This is a genomic window from Enterococcus sp. AZ196 (assembly GCF_050498845.1).
Classification (GTDB): Bacteria; Bacillota; Bacilli; order Lactobacillales; family Enterococcaceae; genus Enterococcus_A; species Enterococcus_A murrayae.
This window is the reverse complement of sequence record NZ_JBIPAM010000002.1, coordinates 363,651-381,960: the sequence shown is the minus strand read 5'-3', so window position 1 is coordinate 381,960 and position 18,310 is coordinate 363,651. Positions and strand designations below refer to the sequence as shown.

17 protein-coding genes are annotated in these 18,310 nt (G+C 39.3%); 12 read left to right on the top strand and 5 right to left on the bottom strand.

Annotated elements, in window-relative coordinates:
• The first annotated feature begins 118 nt into the window (after positions 1-118).
• The 3 genes from IGI67_RS19585 to IGI67_RS19575 all read left to right on the top strand — a co-directional run bounded on the left by IGI67_RS19585 (position 119) and on the right by IGI67_RS19575 (position 1,618).
• Complete coding sequence (locus tag IGI67_RS19585; RefSeq protein WP_207108924.1) at positions 119-817, top strand: MarR family winged helix-turn-helix transcriptional regulator; 699 nt, start codon at positions 119-121, stop codon at positions 815-817.
• A gap of 140 nt (positions 818-957) precedes the next feature.
• Entirely contained in the window at positions 958-1,401 is a 444-nt protein-coding gene (locus tag IGI67_RS19580; protein WP_429958955.1) for a GNAT family N-acetyltransferase, read from the top strand.
• 49 nt (positions 1,402-1,450) lie between these two features.
• Entirely contained in the window at positions 1,451-1,618 is a 168-nt protein-coding gene (locus IGI67_RS19575) for a hypothetical protein (RefSeq protein WP_207108923.1), read from the top strand.
• Positions 1,619-1,765: 147 nt separating this feature from the next.
• On the opposite strand, the gene IGI67_RS19570 is transcribed toward IGI67_RS19575, so the two are convergent.
• The 4 genes from IGI67_RS19570 to IGI67_RS19555 all read right to left on the bottom strand — a co-directional run bounded on the left by IGI67_RS19570 (position 1,766) and on the right by IGI67_RS19555 (position 6,807).
• Positions 1,766-3,316: an L-glutamate gamma-semialdehyde dehydrogenase gene (locus IGI67_RS19570; protein ID WP_429958954.1), complete on the bottom strand. Its 1,551-nt coding sequence runs from the start codon at positions 3,314-3,316 to the stop codon at positions 1,766-1,768.
• Between the two features lie 341 nt (positions 3,317-3,657).
• The gene (locus tag IGI67_RS19565; protein WP_429958953.1) at positions 3,658-4,371 is read right to left on the bottom strand and encodes a GntR family transcriptional regulator; all 714 of its coding nucleotides are present in this window, start codon (positions 4,369-4,371) and stop codon (positions 3,658-3,660) included.
• Positions 4,352-5,401 (bottom strand): ADP-ribosylglycohydrolase family protein, encoded by a 1,050-nt coding sequence (locus tag IGI67_RS19560; protein WP_429958952.1) that lies wholly within the window; start codon positions 5,399-5,401, stop codon positions 4,352-4,354. The genes IGI67_RS19565 and IGI67_RS19560 overlap by 20 nt, the downstream gene beginning before the upstream one ends.
• Positions 5,402-5,421: 20 nt before the next feature.
• Entirely contained in the window at positions 5,422-6,807 is a 1,386-nt protein-coding gene (locus tag IGI67_RS19555) for a PTS transporter subunit EIIC (protein WP_429958951.1), read from the bottom strand.
• Positions 6,808-7,169: 362 nt separating this feature from the next.
• Here IGI67_RS19555 and IGI67_RS19550 point away from each other — a divergent pair, with 362 nt between their 5' ends.
• A complete protein-coding gene (locus IGI67_RS19550; RefSeq protein WP_429958950.1) occupies positions 7,170-7,931 on the top strand; it encodes a tyrosine-protein phosphatase in 762 nt (253 codons plus the stop codon).
• Between the two features lie 19 nt (positions 7,932-7,950).
• Here IGI67_RS19550 and IGI67_RS19545 read toward each other — a convergent pair whose 3' ends face one another.
• Positions 7,951-9,489 carry a helix-turn-helix domain-containing protein gene (locus tag IGI67_RS19545; RefSeq protein WP_429958949.1) on the bottom strand — a complete coding sequence of 513 codons (1,539 nt, stop codon included), beginning with the start codon at positions 9,487-9,489 and terminating at the stop codon, positions 7,951-7,953.
• Positions 9,490-9,777: 288 nt separating this feature from the next.
• Between IGI67_RS19545 and IGI67_RS19540 the strand changes: the two genes are divergently transcribed.
• Genes IGI67_RS19540 through IGI67_RS19505 form a run of 8 tightly spaced genes read left to right on the top strand, consistent with a single transcriptional unit; the run spans position 9,778 to position 18,132 of the window.
• Entirely contained in the window at positions 9,778-11,025 is a 1,248-nt protein-coding gene (locus tag IGI67_RS19540; protein WP_429958948.1) for an O-antigen ligase family protein, read from the top strand.
• Positions 11,022-12,059 (top strand): glycosyltransferase family 4 protein, encoded by a 1,038-nt coding sequence (locus IGI67_RS19535; RefSeq protein WP_429958947.1) that lies wholly within the window; start codon positions 11,022-11,024, stop codon positions 12,057-12,059. The genes IGI67_RS19540 and IGI67_RS19535 overlap by 4 nt, the downstream gene beginning before the upstream one ends.
• A 14-nt stretch (positions 12,060-12,073) precedes the next feature.
• Positions 12,074-12,760, top strand: a complete 687-nt coding sequence (locus IGI67_RS19530; RefSeq protein WP_429958946.1) for a YveK family protein — start codon at positions 12,074-12,076, stop codon at positions 12,758-12,760.
• A gap of 25 nt (positions 12,761-12,785) precedes the next feature.
• A complete protein-coding gene (locus IGI67_RS19525; protein ID WP_429958945.1) occupies positions 12,786-13,997 on the top strand; it encodes a polysaccharide pyruvyl transferase family protein in 1,212 nt (403 codons plus the stop codon).
• Positions 13,994-15,412: a lipopolysaccharide biosynthesis protein gene (locus IGI67_RS19520; protein WP_429958944.1), complete on the top strand. Its 1,419-nt coding sequence runs from the start codon at positions 13,994-13,996 to the stop codon at positions 15,410-15,412. The genes IGI67_RS19525 and IGI67_RS19520 overlap by 4 nt, the downstream gene beginning before the upstream one ends.
• Positions 15,405-16,130, top strand: coding sequence for a WecB/TagA/CpsF family glycosyltransferase (locus IGI67_RS19515; RefSeq protein ID WP_207107020.1), 726 nt, complete (start codon positions 15,405-15,407; stop codon positions 16,128-16,130). Before IGI67_RS19520 ends, IGI67_RS19515 begins: the two co-directional genes overlap by 8 nt.
• Positions 16,127-17,368 carry a glycosyltransferase family 4 protein gene (locus tag IGI67_RS19510; protein WP_429958943.1) on the top strand — a complete coding sequence of 414 codons (1,242 nt, stop codon included), beginning with the start codon at positions 16,127-16,129 and terminating at the stop codon, positions 17,366-17,368. The genes IGI67_RS19515 and IGI67_RS19510 overlap by 4 nt, the downstream gene beginning before the upstream one ends.
• The gene (locus IGI67_RS19505) at positions 17,365-18,132 is read left to right on the top strand and encodes a winged helix-turn-helix domain-containing protein (RefSeq protein ID WP_429958942.1); all 768 of its coding nucleotides are present in this window, start codon (positions 17,365-17,367) and stop codon (positions 18,130-18,132) included. The genes IGI67_RS19510 and IGI67_RS19505 overlap by 4 nt, the downstream gene beginning before the upstream one ends.
• The last annotated feature ends 178 nt before the right edge of the window (positions 18,133-18,310 follow it).

Sequence of the window (18,310 nt, the reverse complement as noted above, 5' to 3'; positions counted from 1 at the left end):
AAAAATAATTCAGTTCAAATATTGATGACTTATTCGGACTGACCCAAATGTAGCATGAACTTTCAGAGAAGTTAGTAGAGTGTTTTAAAATAAGATTTTTTTAAAGGAGAGAGTGAAGATGAGTGAATACACAAAAGAATTATTGAAACGATTGTCTTATGTAGGCGGTGCCAGTCGTCGCTTAATGGATGCAGGGAATTGTCAGAAAAGTGCGCCGACACAGCAGTTAGTTTTGGATATTTTGGCAGAAGAAGATGGTGTGACGTCTGGTGTCTTGGCTGAGATATTGGACATGCGTCCTAGCTCAGTAACTGAGATTTTGAACAAGTTGGAAAGCCGTGACGAGATCGAACGCCGTGAGGATGAGCAAGACAAGCGAATCAAGCGCATTTACATCACCGAAATTGGTCGCAAAAAAGCGAATTTGAATAAACCGCAAGAACGTTCGGAAGAATTTTTTGCCGGATTGACAGATGAAGAACTGCACACCTTGGATCAATTATTAAATAAGGTAATTGCCGGTTGGAGTGAGGACTTTGGCGGTCGGCCTGAATTTCCTAATGATCCATTTGAAGCAATCGAAGCCTTAAAAGCGATGAGGATGCAGTTTGATCCGCATATGAAAGAATTTAATGGGATGTCACCAGCAGACCGCCGTAAATTGAAGCGTGCATGGAAAGAACAAATGCGTAATCAATTCGGCAGAGGAGGATTTGGACCAGGACCTTTCGCTCATGGCCCTATAAATCCGAAAGAGGATCCGCGGAAAAGAGACGCACACGACCAAGCTCAACATAGCGAATGGGACAATTGGTAAAAGGATTGGAAACAGAGACTGACTAAAGGAATGGAATGCGGCTCAACATTCAGTCTTCTATATAGGAAAGGATGAAAAATCTCATCATTCTTAATGATTGTATAGAAAAAGAATGCGAGCAAAATGAAAAGGAGCCTGTGATGATGAAAATTGAAATAGCTGAATTGTTTAGCAAAGAACATACTAGTGCAGTGAAATTACGCAAACAGGTGTTAGGCGGGAAAATTGATTGGAATAAAGAGAAAAATTTAAATGTTTTTGTGGCAGTTGAAAACGATGAAGTCGTGGGAACCGCATCTATTCAATTATATCCCTTTGGAATCGCCCGTGTTCGACAGGTAGCAGTTTTACCAGAATATCAGGGACAACATATCGGAGATCAATTGATGAGCAGTTTGGAAGAATTTGCTCAGGAGCAAGGACACTTCCGGATTATTTTAACCGGACGTAAAACTGCTCAGTTATTTTACGTGAAACGTAATTACCGTCGTGTGCTAATCCCGTTTACAAAACACGACATTGAATTTTTATGGATGACGAAAGTGTTGCCAGTAGTGGAAGTTCCTGTGTTTTCAGAGAACTAATGTAATTTGTCTGCCTCCCCTGGAAGAAAAGATGAAGGAGGAATCCATCATGAAGGAGTTATTTGATCCAAGAAGAAAAGAAAATGAGCCAAAGAAGCATACAGGAAAAGAGTATGAAAAACTACGAATCGAACTAGAAGCAAAATCGCGGTTGTTTACTACTTCGCTTGGGATGATCAATTATCAAAAGTACCATGATCTTTATGATTTCGGGTGATAAACCGGATGAATAGTCTTTTAGTGACATTCAAGATAAATAGAAGTGAGTCAAAAGAAATTTTTCTTTCGACTCACTTTTAGTTTCGACTCCTATTTTTGATGATAAAAGAGGCCCGACCTCTTAGTGAAAATAGTTTCAATCGTTTTACTTTGTAATTGTTCGAGTGATGGATTTCAATTGTAGGAAGTTTTGTAAATAGTCATGGGTTCCAGTTTTTGCATCTGTTCCAGACATATTAAAACCACCAAATGGATGTTGACGAACAACTGCGCCGGTAGATTTATGATTGATATACAGGTTTCCCACATGGAAATCAGCTTGCGCTTCCTTGATGTTCGCTTCATTCTCGGAATATAAAGAACCGGTCAAGGCATATTCAGTTGCGTTTGCTAAGCTAATAGCCTCAGAGAAGTTTTGATAGCCAGTGATTGCCAATACTGGGCCGAAGATCTCTTCTTTAAAGATAGTCGACTCGGGTGATACAGCAAAAATTGCAGGATCAATGAAATACCCTTTTTGATCATCGTAACTGCCGCCATAGATCAATTGGTCTTCTTTCTTAGCAATTTCTATATATTTTGTAATTTTGTTGAAGGCACTTTGCGAGATAACAGGACCAAGTGCATAATTTTCTGTTCCAGCTCCTTGCTCTAATTCCTGTGTTTTTTGAACGATCATCTCAACTAATTGCTCTTTGATTGTTTCGTGAACAATCACTCGCGAACATGCAGAGCATTTTTGACCTTGTAAAAAGAATGCTGAAGCAACGATGTCGCTAGCTGCTTTTGCAAGATCAGCTGATTCATCAACGACAATCGCATTTTTCCCGCCCATTTCTGCTACCACTCGTTTGATCCAAATTTGTCCAGGACCGGTTTTAGCAGCTAATTCATTAATTTTTAAGCCGACTTCTTTGGAGCCTGTGAAATTGACGAATCTCGTTTGAGGATGAGCTACCAGCTGATTTCCAATCGCTGCTCCTGACCCTGGTAAGAAAGCAATACTATCTGCTGGATATCCTGCTTCTTCTAAAATTTCAAAAAAGCGATAGGCAACAGCAGGTGTATCACTAGCCGGTTTTAGAACGACCGTATTGCCTGTAATCAAGGCACTCATCACCATGCCGCCGATCAGGGATAAAGGAAAGTTCCAAGGAGCGACAGCAATACCTACACCAATAGGCACGTAAACACATGCTCGCTCCTCTTGAGGATCAGGAATCAAATAATCTAATCCCTCAGATAATTTTTCCATGCTGTTCATATAAGCACGAGTAAAATCAATCAACTCACAGATTTCACCGTCAGCTTCACCCCAATTTTTTCCATTTTCAAAGCTCATCCAAGCGATCAGCTCAAATCGTTTTTCTAATAAAAGCTCAACCACCCGCTGTGCCAATGTCAATCGTTCTTCTAGGGAGACTTTTTTCCATTTTTCAAAACCTGCTGCACAAGCTTCTACAGCTTCATCTGCATTCGTAGCAGTAGCACTCGCAACTTTAGCCACTAGTTGTGATTTCTCAGCGGGATTATAGGAATTGATCCATTCTTGTGTACGGATTCGTTTTCCATTGATAATCATAGGAATTTCTTCTCCAAGTAATGCTTTAACTTTCTTTACTGCAGCAACTACTTGTTCTTCATTCTGATCATTCGTGAAATCCAACTCTAGTTCATTAAAAAATTTAAAACGCATATACATGTTCCTCCCCACTTCTACCAAGGTAGTATTTTAAGACAAAATGTATGCCCTTACATTTTGCGGTGAAATCGCAAAATTATAGCAGTCTTCTTGTCCTCAAGTCATTCTATCATTTTAGATACCGCTATTCCAGATGATTTATTTTTTGTGATAGAGAAGGGGGGCGGCGGATTTAATGGTTTATATTTTTGATTCTACTAGCTTTCATTGTTTGTTTACTTTACATTGTCATAGTTTAGGACACAGATGTGTATCAGTTTAATAATATGAAATAAAAATAATCCGTCATGTGAATCACAACTGATTCGCATGACGGATGTTAGCTTACAATTAGTTTAAGGTACTTGCAACTGCACATTATAGCGATAGCGATCACCGCGATAAAAGAATTCCGTGTATTCAATTAGGCGGTCTTTCTGATCTCGAGTAACTCGTTCAACATACAATAAAGGCTTATTTTCTTCTATGTTTAAACATTCTGCCAACTGTTTATCAGAAATAACTGACTCGATTGTTTCCTGTGCTTTTGTTACTACGAATCCTTTTTCTCTTAATAGCTTATATAGAGAAGCATCGGGTGCTTCAAGTTCTTCAGAGACTAGTTTAATAAAAGAGGGACAATAGACTCTTTGAAAGCTGATGGGAATCCCATCTACCCAGCGAACCCTTTCGTGACAACTGACTGTAGCCCCCTTAGGAAGTTCTAGATGAGAACAAACTGTTGGATCAGCAACAACTGATTCGTTAAAGGAATACAGAGACGAATGTGCATCACGATCATTGTTTTCTTCTGTAAAACTTAGCAAGGTTTGTAACTGTAGCGATTCTTTTTGGCTTAAGACGATTGTTCCAACACCGTGGATCCGTTGCAAATAGCCTTCGTCTACTAGGAGCTTAACAGCATGTCGTACTGTAATACGACTAACATTAAATCGTTGCTGTAATTCTGGCTCCGCAGGGAATGTCTCTCCTACAGTATAGGCACCATTAATAATTTCTTGTTTCAATTCTTCATAAATAGCTAAATATTTAACACTGTTTCCTTTCATGAAACCCCACCACATCTGATAATGAATTTGCTAGTTGAACTAGATTAAAATCATTGGCAAGCTGAACGGCTTCAAATAAGGAGTGGAATTGTGGATCGGATTGGTCAATAAAAGCACCTACCATAGAGCCGACAATTGTCGCGATGGTATCCGTATCGTATCCAATATTTACTGCGTCAATGACTGCTTGCAGGACATTCTCCTTATTGAGAGCGACAATTCCAAAGGCGCAAGGAACCGCTTCCGAAATATGCAACCCGCTGCCAACGATTTGAGAAAGTTGACGTAATTTGTCTTCTTTCGTTCCAATACCGTTAACAACAGTATACGCTAGTTGTATACGTTCCACAACATTTGGTCCGGCTACCTCTCTCGAGACTTCTTTGGCCAACGTTTCTCCGCGAACCGCTCCGTAAAATCCTGCAGATAGCACGTCATCTATTGTGGCATGAGGTGCTAAAGATATACTGGTTGCTGCCGCCACCGCACAGGCGCCTGAAATTGCTAAGGAATTGTCATGAGTTACTTGAGCAATTGTGATTGCCGCCTCGATTGCTCCTTCGAGATTATTTGGATGTAGAATTCCTGCCGGAGCAATTTTCATGGCTGCGCCATTGGTAGCTTTAGAAGCATAATCCACGGTTACTGCTCCGGGAAGAGGTTTCATTTCTAAAGAAGGATCCTTATACATAGCGATCGCACTTCTTGTAGTAGGTCCTGCAAAGCGGTCAAAGTACATTGGGACATCTGACCAAGCTAACATAGCTTTGATGACAGTCTCTTTGTCCAACATTCCGTTATTAGATAGAATTTCATTACATAAAAAATAAATTTGAGAAAAGTCATCTGTTACTTGTCCTGGTTCATTCCCCAATGCGAAAGCCGTTTCACCTGGTTTTTTGAATTCTGTTACTTTTTCTCCAAAAAGAATTCGAATTTGATCAAAAGATAGATTTTCTGTTGCGGCTCCCATAGCATCCCCGATTGCCGCTAAAGCTAGAGTTCCTTGAATTTTTGCATGTAAAGTCATAGTATCTTTCCTTCCTTTTTCTAATTTGTCTGTGTCATTTCTGCTTCAGGATCTTTCACACCGAATAAAAAGGTTAAAATCATTCCACCGAAAAATGAAATAGCTAAACCAACAACGTAAGCCCATAAAGTGGGGCCTGCGAATGCTGGTATCGTGGTCAAACCACCAAAAACAAATGCATTTCCAATAACATCAAATGCCCCCATGAACGCTCCACCTAATGCGGCCCCTAAACAACCTGCAATTAATGGTGTTTTGAATTTTACGCCTAAACCATAGATAGCGGGTTCTACAATGCCTGATAAAAAAACCGACGTAATAGCAGTCAGTGAAAAGGTCTTTAACTTTTGATTGCGGGAACGCAGAAATATAGCAAATGCGGCTCCTGCCATCCCAAAGTTTGCCGTTGCTCCATAAGCAATGAATGCGGAGTGGCCTGTTCGAGCTATCTCAGGAATGATTACCATTGTATTTGGGGCCCAATGAACACCGAACATAATTAAAATATTCCAAATTCCGCCAATTACCGCTCCTGTAACAATTTGATTTATATTCGCTAACCAACCTACGATATTCGCAATCCCAATACTTAGGTAATTTCCAATAGGACCGAAAATACCAACGACAATTGGAACTAACAAGAACAATAAGATTGTTGGAATGACAATCATATGCAAACTATTCGGTAATCTCCTCTTCATAAAGTGCTCCAAAACTGACTGTAGCCAGACAGTCAAAATTGCGGGAATGACTTGGCTCGTATAGTTGAATACGGGCATAGATATTCCAAAGAAACGAATCAAGTTTCCGCCATCTCCTTGAATAAGATTAATGAAATCAGGCATGATTAATGCTCCTAAAATAGCTACAGCAATATATGGGCTGGTTTTAAATCGATTTGCCGAGGTTACGGCTACTAATAATGGCAAAAAATAGAAAACTGAAGTAGCAGCAAGAGTTAACATCAGATTTGTTGTGCTTGTTGTTGATAACCATCCCAGTTCGTTTGCCAAAATGGTAAAACCGCGAAGTAAACCTGATCCGGCTAGTAATGGCAATAATGGTGAAAAGATACTGACAACTAAAGCAACAAAATCATTCAGCAAATGTTTTTCTTTCGTTTCAGATTTTAAATTCTCTGAAGCAGAGGATGGCTGGGTATCCAAACAGTTGATAAAAGCCTCATAAACTTCGCCAACATTTGTTCCAATAATAATTTGAAAACCAGCTTCTTTATCAACGATTCCTGTAACACCATCTAGTTCCTGAATTTCCTTTGTTCGAACGAAACTTCGATTTTTGAACTGTGGGCGTAATCGTGTGGCACAATGAGTAATCGATTGAATATTTTCAGCTCCTCCCATAAGTTTTACTAATTGCTTTGCTAACACCTTTGTTGATTCCATAACATTTTTTCCTCCTTTTCTAAAAATAGTTACCATAATTGGATAAGACGTTATAACGTCTTATCCTTTAAAAGAGTATACAATAGAAAATTGATAATGTAAACGCAATCATTTTGATTTCTATCAAAAAAAGCAAAAACAGTTCACTTTCATTTCTAAAAAGAGAAGATTCACAGCTATATATAAGTTTGTCGCTTCTCTTTTTTCGAAAAATGAGCGAATTTTGATAGGGCGTTGAAAGGAATGTCTGTTAAAATCAAACGAAAGATTGGGTATGAGACAGTCGAGCCGTAGGGAATGATTGACTATCTGATCCTTTTTAAAATGTTTTTAGAGAGATTAATTAGTTTGGAGTGATAGGCGTGATAGATTTACATTGTCATATTCTTCCAGGGGTGGATGATGGTCCTAAAAATCTTGAAGAGAGTATCGCTATGGCTCATTCAGCTGTACAACAGGGGATTACACACATTTTATGTACCCCACATCATAAGAATGGCCGTTATGATAATCCGGCTGCCAATGTCATCGCAGCCGTAAAAAATTTGCAGCAGGAATTCGATCAAAGAGGGATAGATTTGACTCTTTTTGAAGGTCAGGAGGTTCGTTTGACTGGTGAATTGCTTGAAGATATTCGGCATCAAAATATTCTATTTACAGATCTGAATAACCAATACCTGCTGATCGAGTTTCCAGCAGCAGAGGTTCCGGCCTATACAGATCAGCTTTTTTATCAGCTAATTGAACAGGGACATACACCTGTGATAGTCCATCCAGAACGTAATGGCGTGTTTTCAAAAGACCCGAACCGACTAGTACCGTATCTGGAAATGGGGGTCTTAACTCAATTAACTGCGCCGAGTGTTATTGGTTTTTTTGGTCGGAAAATTCAAAAGGTAGCTAGGACGATGTTGAGTAATCGATTGGTTTACATGGTTGCCTCTGATGCTCATAGTATTCAGCAGCGAGGCTTTTATTTAAAGGAAGCTTATCAAGAAATTGAGAAGGATTTTGGGAGTGAATTAGTGAGAGAGATGGAGCAGATGACCAAAGATCTGCTGAATGGAGATCCAGTAAAGCGTCCAGCTTTTCAAAAGGTAAAACGACATTCTTTTTTTAGATAAGTGAAAAGGCATGTATCCTTCAAAAAGATACATGCCTTTTTTGCTGGTTTTTTATCATAAAAAGTTCGTTTAATTTCGCGTCTAGCGTGCAAAAATCTAGTTTTGTAGGTTTTCGAGGGATCACGATATTGGGAATAGCTGGTTGATCGACTAAAATTGTTTTTCTTGTTGAAAGCAGCAGATCGAGTGAATTGATTTCACCCAGGCAATCATGGTGAGTGTAAATTTCCATTTTAAAACGCCCTAAGAATTCATTTTTAATCATGTTGATCAGACGCTGTTCCTCTAAATTTGACAAGTCTGAGGCTAAGAAAATCTGCAAAGGCTCCTCCACTTTTTGAAGAGGCGTGATCGTTTCAAACAATAAAGGATAAACGGATAATAAATAGCTGCTGTCTCGAAAAAGTGGAAAACCGGTTTTTTTGTATAGCAAAGAAATTAACTCGCTTGCTCGATTTCTTAAGTGAGGAGAGATCGATTCACTGGCATATAGACAAGATTCCTGTGAATGATAATCAGAAGGTTCTTTATTGTGGAATAGCTGACAATGCAGATGAGCACTGTAGAGACTTTTATCCACTGTTTTATGGTCTTCTTTTGAAATGAAAAACTTCTGTTCATCGAACCAGAGTTTTTTGAAGATTTCGACCGACTGGAACAGTTGTGTGTTCCGCTCATAATGAAATTCGATAAAATCTTTTCGTATGTAAGTATTATTAAACACCTCGTCTATTGTAAAAACATATAAAAATAGAAAGCCTATTTCATTTTGCTGCTGGAGCTCTTTAGGCAAAATATCCCTCAGCTCGTAAAAAAAGCGATCGAACAGCTCATTTTTTTCGATATTTTCTCGCTGCTCCTTTGTTAGCTGAACATGCTTTCCTCTTTTTGCTCTTTCAATGCACACCGCAATCATGCAAAAAAGTTTCTTGTATTCAAACTCCGATAAACATAAATGGAAAAAGTTAATAACACGGTCAATAATTTTTTCTGTGATTAATCTTGTAGTTCCCCCATAAGGCCAGCTGCCTCTGCTGAATGAAGTCAATAGCAGGAGAAAGCTGAGATTACGAATATGTGTTTCATTCCCCACCAATTCTAAAGAACGACGCTCAATCGTTATTCCCTTAGGCACTAATTTTTTTCGAAATTTATTGATCATGCGCCATAGAGAAGACTCACTGACATAATACTTATGTGAAAATTGGATGATTGACGGCATTTTTGAGAAAAAGATTTTCATTATCAATTGATAGTTAATAGTGCCCTCGATCATTCGGAAAATCAAATCCTCTAACGCTGGTTCAAAATCATAATGCAAAAAATATCCTTTCTTATTGTGATTCTTCAACACAATTTCATTGTTGGAAATGAACGAATCGATGTCTTCTTCGATAAATGTAAGGTACTTCAAAATAGTTCTTTGATTAATTTCTAGCTGCAGTGACAGCTCATCAATGGATAGCCACGTTTTACATTCCTTCAACAAGCAAATAATTTTTATTTTTGTGAACGTTTCCTTGTCAAATAGATCCGCAATTTGATTGATTAGAAACATCTTCCTGTAAATCCCTCCTTTCGATCATTTATTTTTAAAATAATTTAGTTAAACAAACAGTAAGAAATGTTGCGGTGAATAAATAAATAGACTTTTGTGATGTTAATATTCCGTTTTATTAACTTACATTTATTATTTTATACTCTTATTCAAAAGTCAACCAATCAAATTTTGATTAAAAATTAACAAAAACAGATGTTTGAATAAATATAGACTAGATTAACATTAATTATATTTAATTTTATGCATCGCAAATTTTACTTAATTCTAAAGAAAAGGAGAGATTTATTGAGTAATCGGATAAGGCTTCATATTTTTTTGCTGTTGATAATGATTTTTCCTATAGTGGATATTTTCAACGGGGTCTTCATATCATACGGCAGCAATATTCCATTGGGAACAGCGTATAGAATCTTTTTCATAGCTTATATTCTTTACGGTGTTCTAGCGAAAGGAATGAAGCAAACAGATGACTATGTATTGCTTCTTATTACTCTTTTTTCATTAACGATCATTTGTATTTTTCAGGCCTTCTTTTTCGCCACAGGCTTTAACCTGCTGGTGGAGGAAATGTCCTATGTTATTCGTTTTTCCTTATGTCTGCTGATTCCCTTCTTTGCGAAGCAATTCGGAGCAGCTTTATCCGTAAAGAGGTTGTCTAAACTGACTATTGTATTGGATGTCTTTTTGATTGGCGGTTTAATTGTTCCTTATGTTTTGGGCCTGGGAAATAACACCTATGATGATGCAGCTGGCTTTAAAGGTTTTTACTTTGCTACTAATGATATCGCCTATGCTTTTTTAATCATGCTTTTTTTTGTGGGTTGGTTTTTGATCCAGCAACATAAACCGATAGTACCAGCAAGTCTTTTATTAATTCTTTATTTTCTTAATATGTATTGCCTGCTGATTTTAGGAACAAAGTCTGGCTTATTAACAGGCGTTCTCTATTCCTTCTATTTAATCGGCTATTTTCTTTTTCGTTATCGCAGTGATTCTTTGCATGAACAATTTTTCGTTTTTGAATTTTTGTTAGGGCTGTTGCTATTTCTTTTGATGAAGGGAAAGGAATTCCTATTAACATCTTTATCTAGTGTGATTGCACGCTTTACATACTTCCGCACGCTTTATCAGGATGATTGGCCGAGACTGCTGTTGAGTTCTAGGAATGTTTATTTACGAGATGCGGCCGCTAATTTTTCTCAAGCGCCGAAAAATCAATTGATTTTTTGGTTTGGTTCAGGCTTTGAGAATCGCTGGAATTGGTACGGCAGGAAGGGCGGCCTGATTGAAATGGATTTTTTTGACATGTTTTTTTCCTATGGAATTATTGGAACGATCATCCTTGTGTCAGTGGTTGTTCATTTCCTAAGAGTAGCAGTTTATCAAGGCAGTGATAAGTTTTGCGTATTCTTATTAATTTTTACGGTTATTTACAGTTTTTTGGTCGGGCATGTCTTTTTTTCAGCACTGTCAGCGACAGTATTTGGTTTTATGTGCATGTTCATCCAAGTGATTAAAGAGGAGCAAATATGAAAAAGATAATCATGGTGGGACCGGAAAGTACAGGTAAAGGTGGAATTTCAACGGTCGTCAAAAATTTTATTAATTACTTTCCCAAAAATCAAAAATGGCAGATTCGTTATCTATTTTCATGGAATGAGAAGCACAAGCTCTTCTATGCTTTACGATCGTTTCGGCAGCTGTTTGTAGCGACACATACTGAAGAAGTATCGATTGTTCACTTTCACGTTTCACAAGACGCGAGTTTTTACCGTAAAGCAGTACTGGTGAAGGCTGTGAAAAAAGGAACGAAAATTATTTTTCATATGCATGCGCCGAATTTTGACCATTTCTATAAAGAAGCATCCGAAAATAAAAAACGTTCGATTCGCAAAACCTTGAACCGAGTTGATTTAGTGGTCGCTTTGGGTGATGACTGGAGAAACTATTATCAAACACTGACGAAAACAAAGGTCATCGTGATAAATAATGCTGTTTCTGTCCCTTCGAATAATAGCTATCAGCTTCATTCAACCAACGTTTTAACCTTTGGGCGCATTTGTGAGCGAAAAGGAAGCCACGATATTTTGGCACTTGCTAAGCGAATCCAAAGAAAAATACCAAACGTGCGATTTCATCTTTACGGCGATACTGATGAAACGACCCCGAAAATCATTGAACAGATGAAGCGGCTTAATTGTGAAAACGTCGAGCTGCATGGCTGGACCACGAATCAAGCGGAATTGTTGAAGGACTGTGGCTTGCATCTTCTTCCTTCGTATCATGAGGGGATTCCGATGGCAATCTTGGAAACGATGGGCTGCGGCATTCCAAATTTGGCAACGGATGTGGGGGGAATCAGTCAGGTAATAAAAAACCAAGAGAATGGTTTTCTGGTCGCGCCGGGAGACATCGATCAAATGGAGCAGGCGATCATAGCCTTTTTCTCTAATCAGGAGAAGCGTAGACGATTCTCTGCCAATGCTCAGAAGACGATCAGAGATCACTACTCTATGGAAGCTTATCTGCAAAATTGGGAATGTGTATATGAATCGTTAGCTGATTAGGAGAGGAGTTATTCATGTATTCATTTAAGGAGTTCATGCATTTTCTGTGGCTGCAAAAAAAAGTGATTTTAGTAATGACCCTCTGTTTTATGGGAATAGGCTGTGGAGGCATGTTCTTTATGAAGGGGTTTGACTATACAAATCAGGTGTCCTTTTTATTACCGGCAACGGAACATAGCGTTGAAGACAATGGGGATGAGGATAGATTGGAAATCGAGAATCAAGTGATCTCTAGCAATATCAAGCTGGTAGAAACCTATAAGGAAATGGTGAAAAGCGAGCCTATGCTGCAGGCGATACAAAAGGATAACCCGCAGCAAAGCAAGCAAGCATTATTAGCTAGCATGAAAGTTTCAAGCAGCATCAATTCACAAATTTTTACAGTCGCTATTACGACCCGCAGTCCAGAACAAAGTAAAAAAATAGCTGTGAGCTTAAGTGAGCATTATCCCCAGATCGTCGAAAACAGTCGTCTGCCTAGAAATGTATTTCTGCTTTCTGCCCAATCCATTGAAACAGAAAGGACACCTAGTGTTCCTAAATTCATCCTGGGAATATTCATCATGAGTTTTATGCTCAGTACATCCTGCAGCTTCGGATGGTTCTATGTACATGAAAGAAAATTCCTAAGGTCACCTGAAGCGGCACAGCAGTTGATGGAAATAGAAGCGATCGGAATTGTAGATTTTTATGAAATATAAAAAACATGAAAGTAGAGGAACATGAGTGAAAGCCACACTAGTTAGTTTCATTGACAGCTCGAATATTGGTGATCGATTGATTGCCGCGACGTTATCAGAGCAGCTGTTAGCCGGAATTGAAACATGGAAATATAGTTACAAACTAATTGAAGAATCAAAAATTAAGATAAATAAAAATCTGATTCGTCGATCAAGAACCCATGAAATTTATTATAAATACTTTCGCCAGCTGCCATTGGTAAGAAACCTTGTCAGTAGGGGAAAGTGGCTAAGATCGCGAAGAAAAATGTATGATCCAGCAGATATTCAACATTTTGAGGAGACGTTGGCCCAAACGGATCTTTTAGTAATCGGTGGAGGGAATGCAATTTTTGATTTATCGTCCGCCACCTTATCCGCTCAGCGCTTTGATCAAGTGGTTTCCTTGGCTAATAAGCATCAGGTCCCGGTCTTTGTCAGCTCGATTGGAATCGGTCCGTTTTGCACGGAGAAACAAAGAAATGCGGCTGTCGCTACCTTAAAGAAATGTGAGTATGTCACTTTTCGTGATGAACGGTCATTAAGATACTTGGAAAATACTCAACACCCAGCAGCTTATGCTTCTGTTGATCCAGTGTTTCTATTGCCAGAATCACTGCCCTTTGAGCAATTAAAAGCACAAAGAGCTCTGCAGGAACGCATCGGGATTTGTGTCATTGACTATCGAATTACCGGCTGTTCACGGAAGGATTATCTGGACTATTTGGAGGAGATGAAGGTGTTGATCCAACGCTTAGCTCAGGCGAAAAAAGAGATTGTTCTATATTCCTCTGAAGTGCAGGATTACGAAACAATCGAAACACTTTATTCTGATTTCCAGAAATCAACAGAGGTAAAGGTAGTCTTCGTTAAGGATCGTGAAGACTTGCTTGACTTATATCAATCGCTGAACCTGGTAATTGGAACCCGAATGCATTCAATGATAGTCGCGGTTTCGCAATTTGTTCCAATTATTGGCTTGTCTTGGCAGCAAAAAGTGGTAGAAATGTTCAAAAATCTTGAGCTGGAGGAAGATGTGCTGGCAATTGAAGGCCTGAATGAAAAAAGAGAGCTTTTATCAAAGAAAATCGCCGAAAAGCTGGCGGACAATGAGCAGGAGCTAATTAAAATGAAGCAGCGGAAAGAAGAAATGCGAACGGCCTTTGCGATTAATCATCAAATTATAGCTGACATTCGGCAAAACTTGGTAGAAATATGAATCAATATAAGAAATTATTCAGCGATTCGTTGATTTTTGCGATTGGCAGTTTTGGCAGCAAGCTGATTACGTTTTTTTTGGTTGGGTTTTATACCTATTATTTGAGCAAAAGTGAGTATGGAACAGCGGATCTGCTGATCAATACGATTAATTTGATGCTGCCGATCGTCAGCTTGAGTGTCTCTGAAGGCGTTTTGCGCTTTGTTTTGGACAGCAAAAGTAATTCAGAAAAGGTGGGCTGGCTGCGCACGGCGATCAGTATTAACCTCGTTGGGCTCGGTCTGACTGGGATATTGGTTGGAGGGGTCTATCTATGCGGACCACAGGTGATGATCTCTTCTTATGTTGGTTTGCTCAGTTTTCTTTTACTGACGATCCAATCCTTTCAATTGATTTTCATGCAGTACATCAAAGCGATCGGCAAGCTGAGAATCTATGCATCAAACGGCATTCTGTTATCGCTGCTGACCATGCTTTTTGGGCTATTTTTCTTTCGTCAAATGGCCAATAAGCTCGATGCATACTTTTTGTCTTTGGTATTGGCGAATAGCTTTTCCTTAATATTCTTATCCTTCAACATCTCCTGGAAGAATTTGTTTATCAAAGAAAAGGACTTGGATCAGGTGCAAAAGAAGCAGTTGATCACTTACAGCCTGCCCTTGATTCCCAATTCGGCTATGTGGTGGATTCTTACAACATCCAGCCGCTTTATTATGACTTTCTTTCTGGGAGTAGCAAGCAATGGCATGTACGCTGCGGCTAGTAAGGTTCCTAGCTTGTTATCAGTGATCGGCTCAATCTTCTTGCAGGCTTGGCAGCTTTCTGCGGTTGAAAACTATCGCAAAAAAGATGCGGGGAGCTTCTATCAAAATGTCTTCAATCATTATTGCACACTGCTCTTGGTTTTCTCGTGCTTGATTCTCTTGTTTTTAGATCCGATAGCTTCTGTATTGCTGTCAAAGGAGTTTTATTTTGCCAAAGCTTACATACCATTGCTGCTGATAAGCAATTTCTTTTCCTGTGTTTCGGGCTTTTTAGGAACAGCTTATATCGTGGTGAAGAAAACAAAAGGCGTTTTGACGACTTCACTAGTCGGAGCTGCCGTCAGTCTCGTGGGCAGCCTTATCTTGATTCCACTGGTGGGGATTAATGGTGCCTCGATAGCATCTGGTTTGGGCTTTTTTATCATCTTTTATTTACGAAAAAAAGAGACCAATCGTTTAATGGAAAATTATCTATCTGCTAGAAAAATGGGAATTCAATTCGGTCTGTTGGTTTTACAGATCGTTCTTAATCAATGGTTGACCTTCTCAAAGTTGGCTTCGATCGGCAGTCAGATTTTAGTGATCGTGTGTATCATTTCCATTGATTTGTTTCAGAGCAATCCAATAAGAAGGAGGGGACGCAATGAATAAAATTGAACTATTTGATTTGCTGATTGATGAGGGCAGCTTGGAAGAAACGGTGGAAGAGATGATTGAGCGAATCCAGCGAAATGAAGTAATAGAGCACGTAGGAGTTAATTCCAATAAGGTCGTTCTAAGCCATCGTGATGCTGAAATCAAAAAAATCATTCAACAAGCGGACATGGTAAGTGCGGACGGCTACTCAGTGGTGCGAGCCTGCCGATGGCTCAAAAAGAAAGACATTGATCGGGTTACTGGAATCGACACAATGATGGCACTGCTGAAGCAGGCGGAAGAACTAGGCTTGACAGTATATTTTCTCGGCACGAAAGAGACAATTCTCAATAAGCTGCTGGAGGTATTGAAGCAGCAGTATCCCAAGCTGAAAATCGCTGGTGCACAGCATGGCTATTTCAAGGATGAACAGGAGGTAGTAAAAAAAATTGCCGACTGTCAACCGCAAATGCTGTTCATTGGAATGACTTCTCCTTATAAGGAGGCGTTTGTAAATAAGTATAAAAAAGAATTGAACGCCAACTTAATCATGGGCGTTGGCGGGAGCTTTGATGTACTAGCTGGCGAAATATCACGGGCGCCTGTTTGGATGCAGCGCAATGGATTGGAGTGGCTGCATCGATTTATGAAGGAGCCGCAGCGACTTTATAAACGCTATATCTTTGAGAATGTCTATTTTATCTATCTCTTAGTGCAGGAGAAATTCAAATGAAGAGGATACGGGTGTTACTGCTGACTTATGGAAAATTACCTGTGCCGGCGGTAAAAGGCGGTGCGATAGAAACGCTGCTCGACACTTTAATTGAAGAAAATGAACAGCAGCAGCTGTTGGAGCTGATCGTGGTATCTAAGGATGATGAGGCGATTGCAGCGTTCAATCGAACACATAAGCATACGCAAGTGGTTGCGGTGAAAACAAAAGAGCGGCCGTTTCGCTGGTTTATTCAAAGATGCTGGAACAAGGGAAGACAAATCGTTACAGGCAAAAGAAAAAATATGATCCCTTATCCAGAGCTAGTGACAGCAGCCAAACACTATCTGCAAAAGAATTCTGTGGATTGCCTGATTGATTTGAATTGTCCAGAGCGAATTCCTCTTATCCGCCGCTTTTTTTCAGGGAAGCTGGCCGTTTATTTACACAATGATTATCTCAATAATCGAACAATGAAGGGAGCAACGATTCTTCAGGAGCTGGATGGGATTTTATCGGTATGTGATTTTCTTAACGAGAAAGTGCAGGAGATTAGCTATTCAAAGGAATGGCCCGCTCTTTATCGTGTGAATAATGGGATCGCGTTAGAGGAATATCAGCCGACAGCGCCTACTGAGAGGCAGAAAATCCGTTCGCTATTTCATTACAAGGAGACGGATTGTGTCATTGTCTTTTCAGGTCGGGTGACGGAGACCAAAGGGGTGCATCTGTTGTTTGATGCATTGAATCAAATTGAATCGGTGCAAAACGTCAAGGTATTGGTATTAGGGGGAACTACCTACAGCTCCGCTCAAAAGGATTCCTATTTCAAGAAGGTAATGGCGCAGGCAGAGCAGCTGCCCATCGAAGTGACTTTTACTGGCTATATTGAAAAAAGTCAGATGCCTCTCTATCTGAAGGCGGCGGATATTTGTGCTGTTCCATCAATATTCCACGAAACCTGCTGCCTTTCGGCGGTTGAAGCGCAAGCAATGGGAATTCCTGTCATTGCCACTAAAATTGGCGGGATTCCAGAATACATCAGTGAAAAAAGCGCGTTATTAATCGAGTATGATCAGCAGTTTGTTCCGCGTTTTGCTGAGGGATTAGAGCAATTGATTCATGATGACGCGCTCCGCGATCAGCTGAGTAAAGAAGCTTTAAAAGGAAGAAACAGGCATTCAAAGCGAAGATTCTATGACGAATTTGTTGAGAGTATTAATCACTTAAATGAAATTGGTAAAGGAGATCGAATATGAAACTATTAATTTTAACGAAAAATATATTGGCTGAGACGAGCTTTCAAAGCAAACTTCAGCAAATAAATAATGAAGTGTTTTGCAGCACGTGTTTACTAGATGAGTGTTTTTCGATGGATCAGGAGATGGGGCAGCTGCTTTCTTGTTTTGACGCGGTTATTTTAAGTGAGACGGTGTCTTATCAGGAGATTTTTGAAATAATCCCGCGTATTCGCGAATATGTTCCGGCAATCGTCAGGAAATATGAAAGTGAGTTTACAAAGGGCTATGAAGAAGAGCGGACAGAATACATCATTGATCAGAGGATCAAAGGAAATGCTTCCTTAGAGGAGATTCGCGAGCTTTGTCAAGCTATTGAACAAAAGCAGGCCGAACATCCGAAGGCCAGAACCTTCAGCAGCAGGAAAAGAAGGACTGATGAGGTAGACTACCGCTTTTACAATTTTGGTTTTTCTAAACGGGAAAGAATCATGCTGATGTGTCTGTACGAAAACAGAGGCCAGTATCTGTCACGGCAGGAATTGTGCAAGAAAATTTGGCGTGAAGAAGGAGTAACGGATTCAAAAATGTCCGCGTTGTCTAGCTGTGTCCGCAACATCAAAGAAAAAGTAGAAAAGAGCGGAATGGATTTTAGTCCGATCGATACAGCATGGGGAAGAGGCTATCAGATATCAGATGAATTCTACCATTTAATCAAAGCAGAAGCCGAGTTTAAAAATAGTGAAGGACACAAAATTTTTGATGTAGCTGAGAATGTACTTTGAAAAATAGCTTAAAAATTCAAAAATCGAACAAAAATAGAATGGAATGAGCATCGTTTTGTCGTTTGTGTTAATAAAAAACGTGATTTTTGGATAAAAATGTTAAAAACCATCACTTATTTGATGTTTCAAGGTGCAGCTTCTGTTCTATTATTAGTTTGTTAGTTGTAATTATTCTAAA

Coding starts and splice junctions, on each gene's coding strand:
- IGI67_RS19515 (WP_207107020.1), top strand. CDS start 15,405: ATGAATAAAATTGAACTATTTGATTTGCTGATTGATGAGGGCAGCTTG.
- IGI67_RS19545 (WP_429958949.1), bottom strand. CDS start 9,489: ATGTTTCTAATCAATCAAATTGCGGATCTATTTGACAAGGAAACGTTC.
- IGI67_RS19565 (WP_429958953.1), bottom strand. CDS start 4,371: ATGAAAGGAAACAGTGTTAAATATTTAGCTATTTATGAAGAATTGAAA.
- IGI67_RS19520 (WP_429958944.1), top strand. CDS start 13,994: ATGAATCAATATAAGAAATTATTCAGCGATTCGTTGATTTTTGCGATT.
- IGI67_RS19585 (WP_207108924.1), top strand. CDS start 119: ATGAGTGAATACACAAAAGAATTATTGAAACGATTGTCTTATGTAGGC.
- IGI67_RS19505 (WP_429958942.1), top strand. CDS start 17,365: ATGAAACTATTAATTTTAACGAAAAATATATTGGCTGAGACGAGCTTT.
- IGI67_RS19570 (WP_429958954.1), bottom strand. CDS start 3,316: ATGCGTTTTAAATTTTTTAATGAACTAGAGTTGGATTTCACGAATGAT.
- IGI67_RS19555 (WP_429958951.1), bottom strand. CDS start 6,807: ATGGAATCAACAAAGGTGTTAGCAAAGCAATTAGTAAAACTTATGGGA.
- IGI67_RS19575 (WP_207108923.1), top strand. CDS start 1,451: ATGAAGGAGTTATTTGATCCAAGAAGAAAAGAAAATGAGCCAAAGAAG.
- IGI67_RS19535 (WP_429958947.1), top strand. CDS start 11,022: ATGAAAAAGATAATCATGGTGGGACCGGAAAGTACAGGTAAAGGTGGA.
- IGI67_RS19560 (WP_429958952.1), bottom strand. CDS start 5,401: ATGACTTTACATGCAAAAATTCAAGGAACTCTAGCTTTAGCGGCAATC.
- IGI67_RS19510 (WP_429958943.1), top strand. CDS start 16,127: ATGAAGAGGATACGGGTGTTACTGCTGACTTATGGAAAATTACCTGTG.
- IGI67_RS19580 (WP_429958955.1), top strand. CDS start 958: ATGATGAAAATTGAAATAGCTGAATTGTTTAGCAAAGAACATACTAGT.
- IGI67_RS19530 (WP_429958946.1), top strand. CDS start 12,074: ATGTATTCATTTAAGGAGTTCATGCATTTTCTGTGGCTGCAAAAAAAA.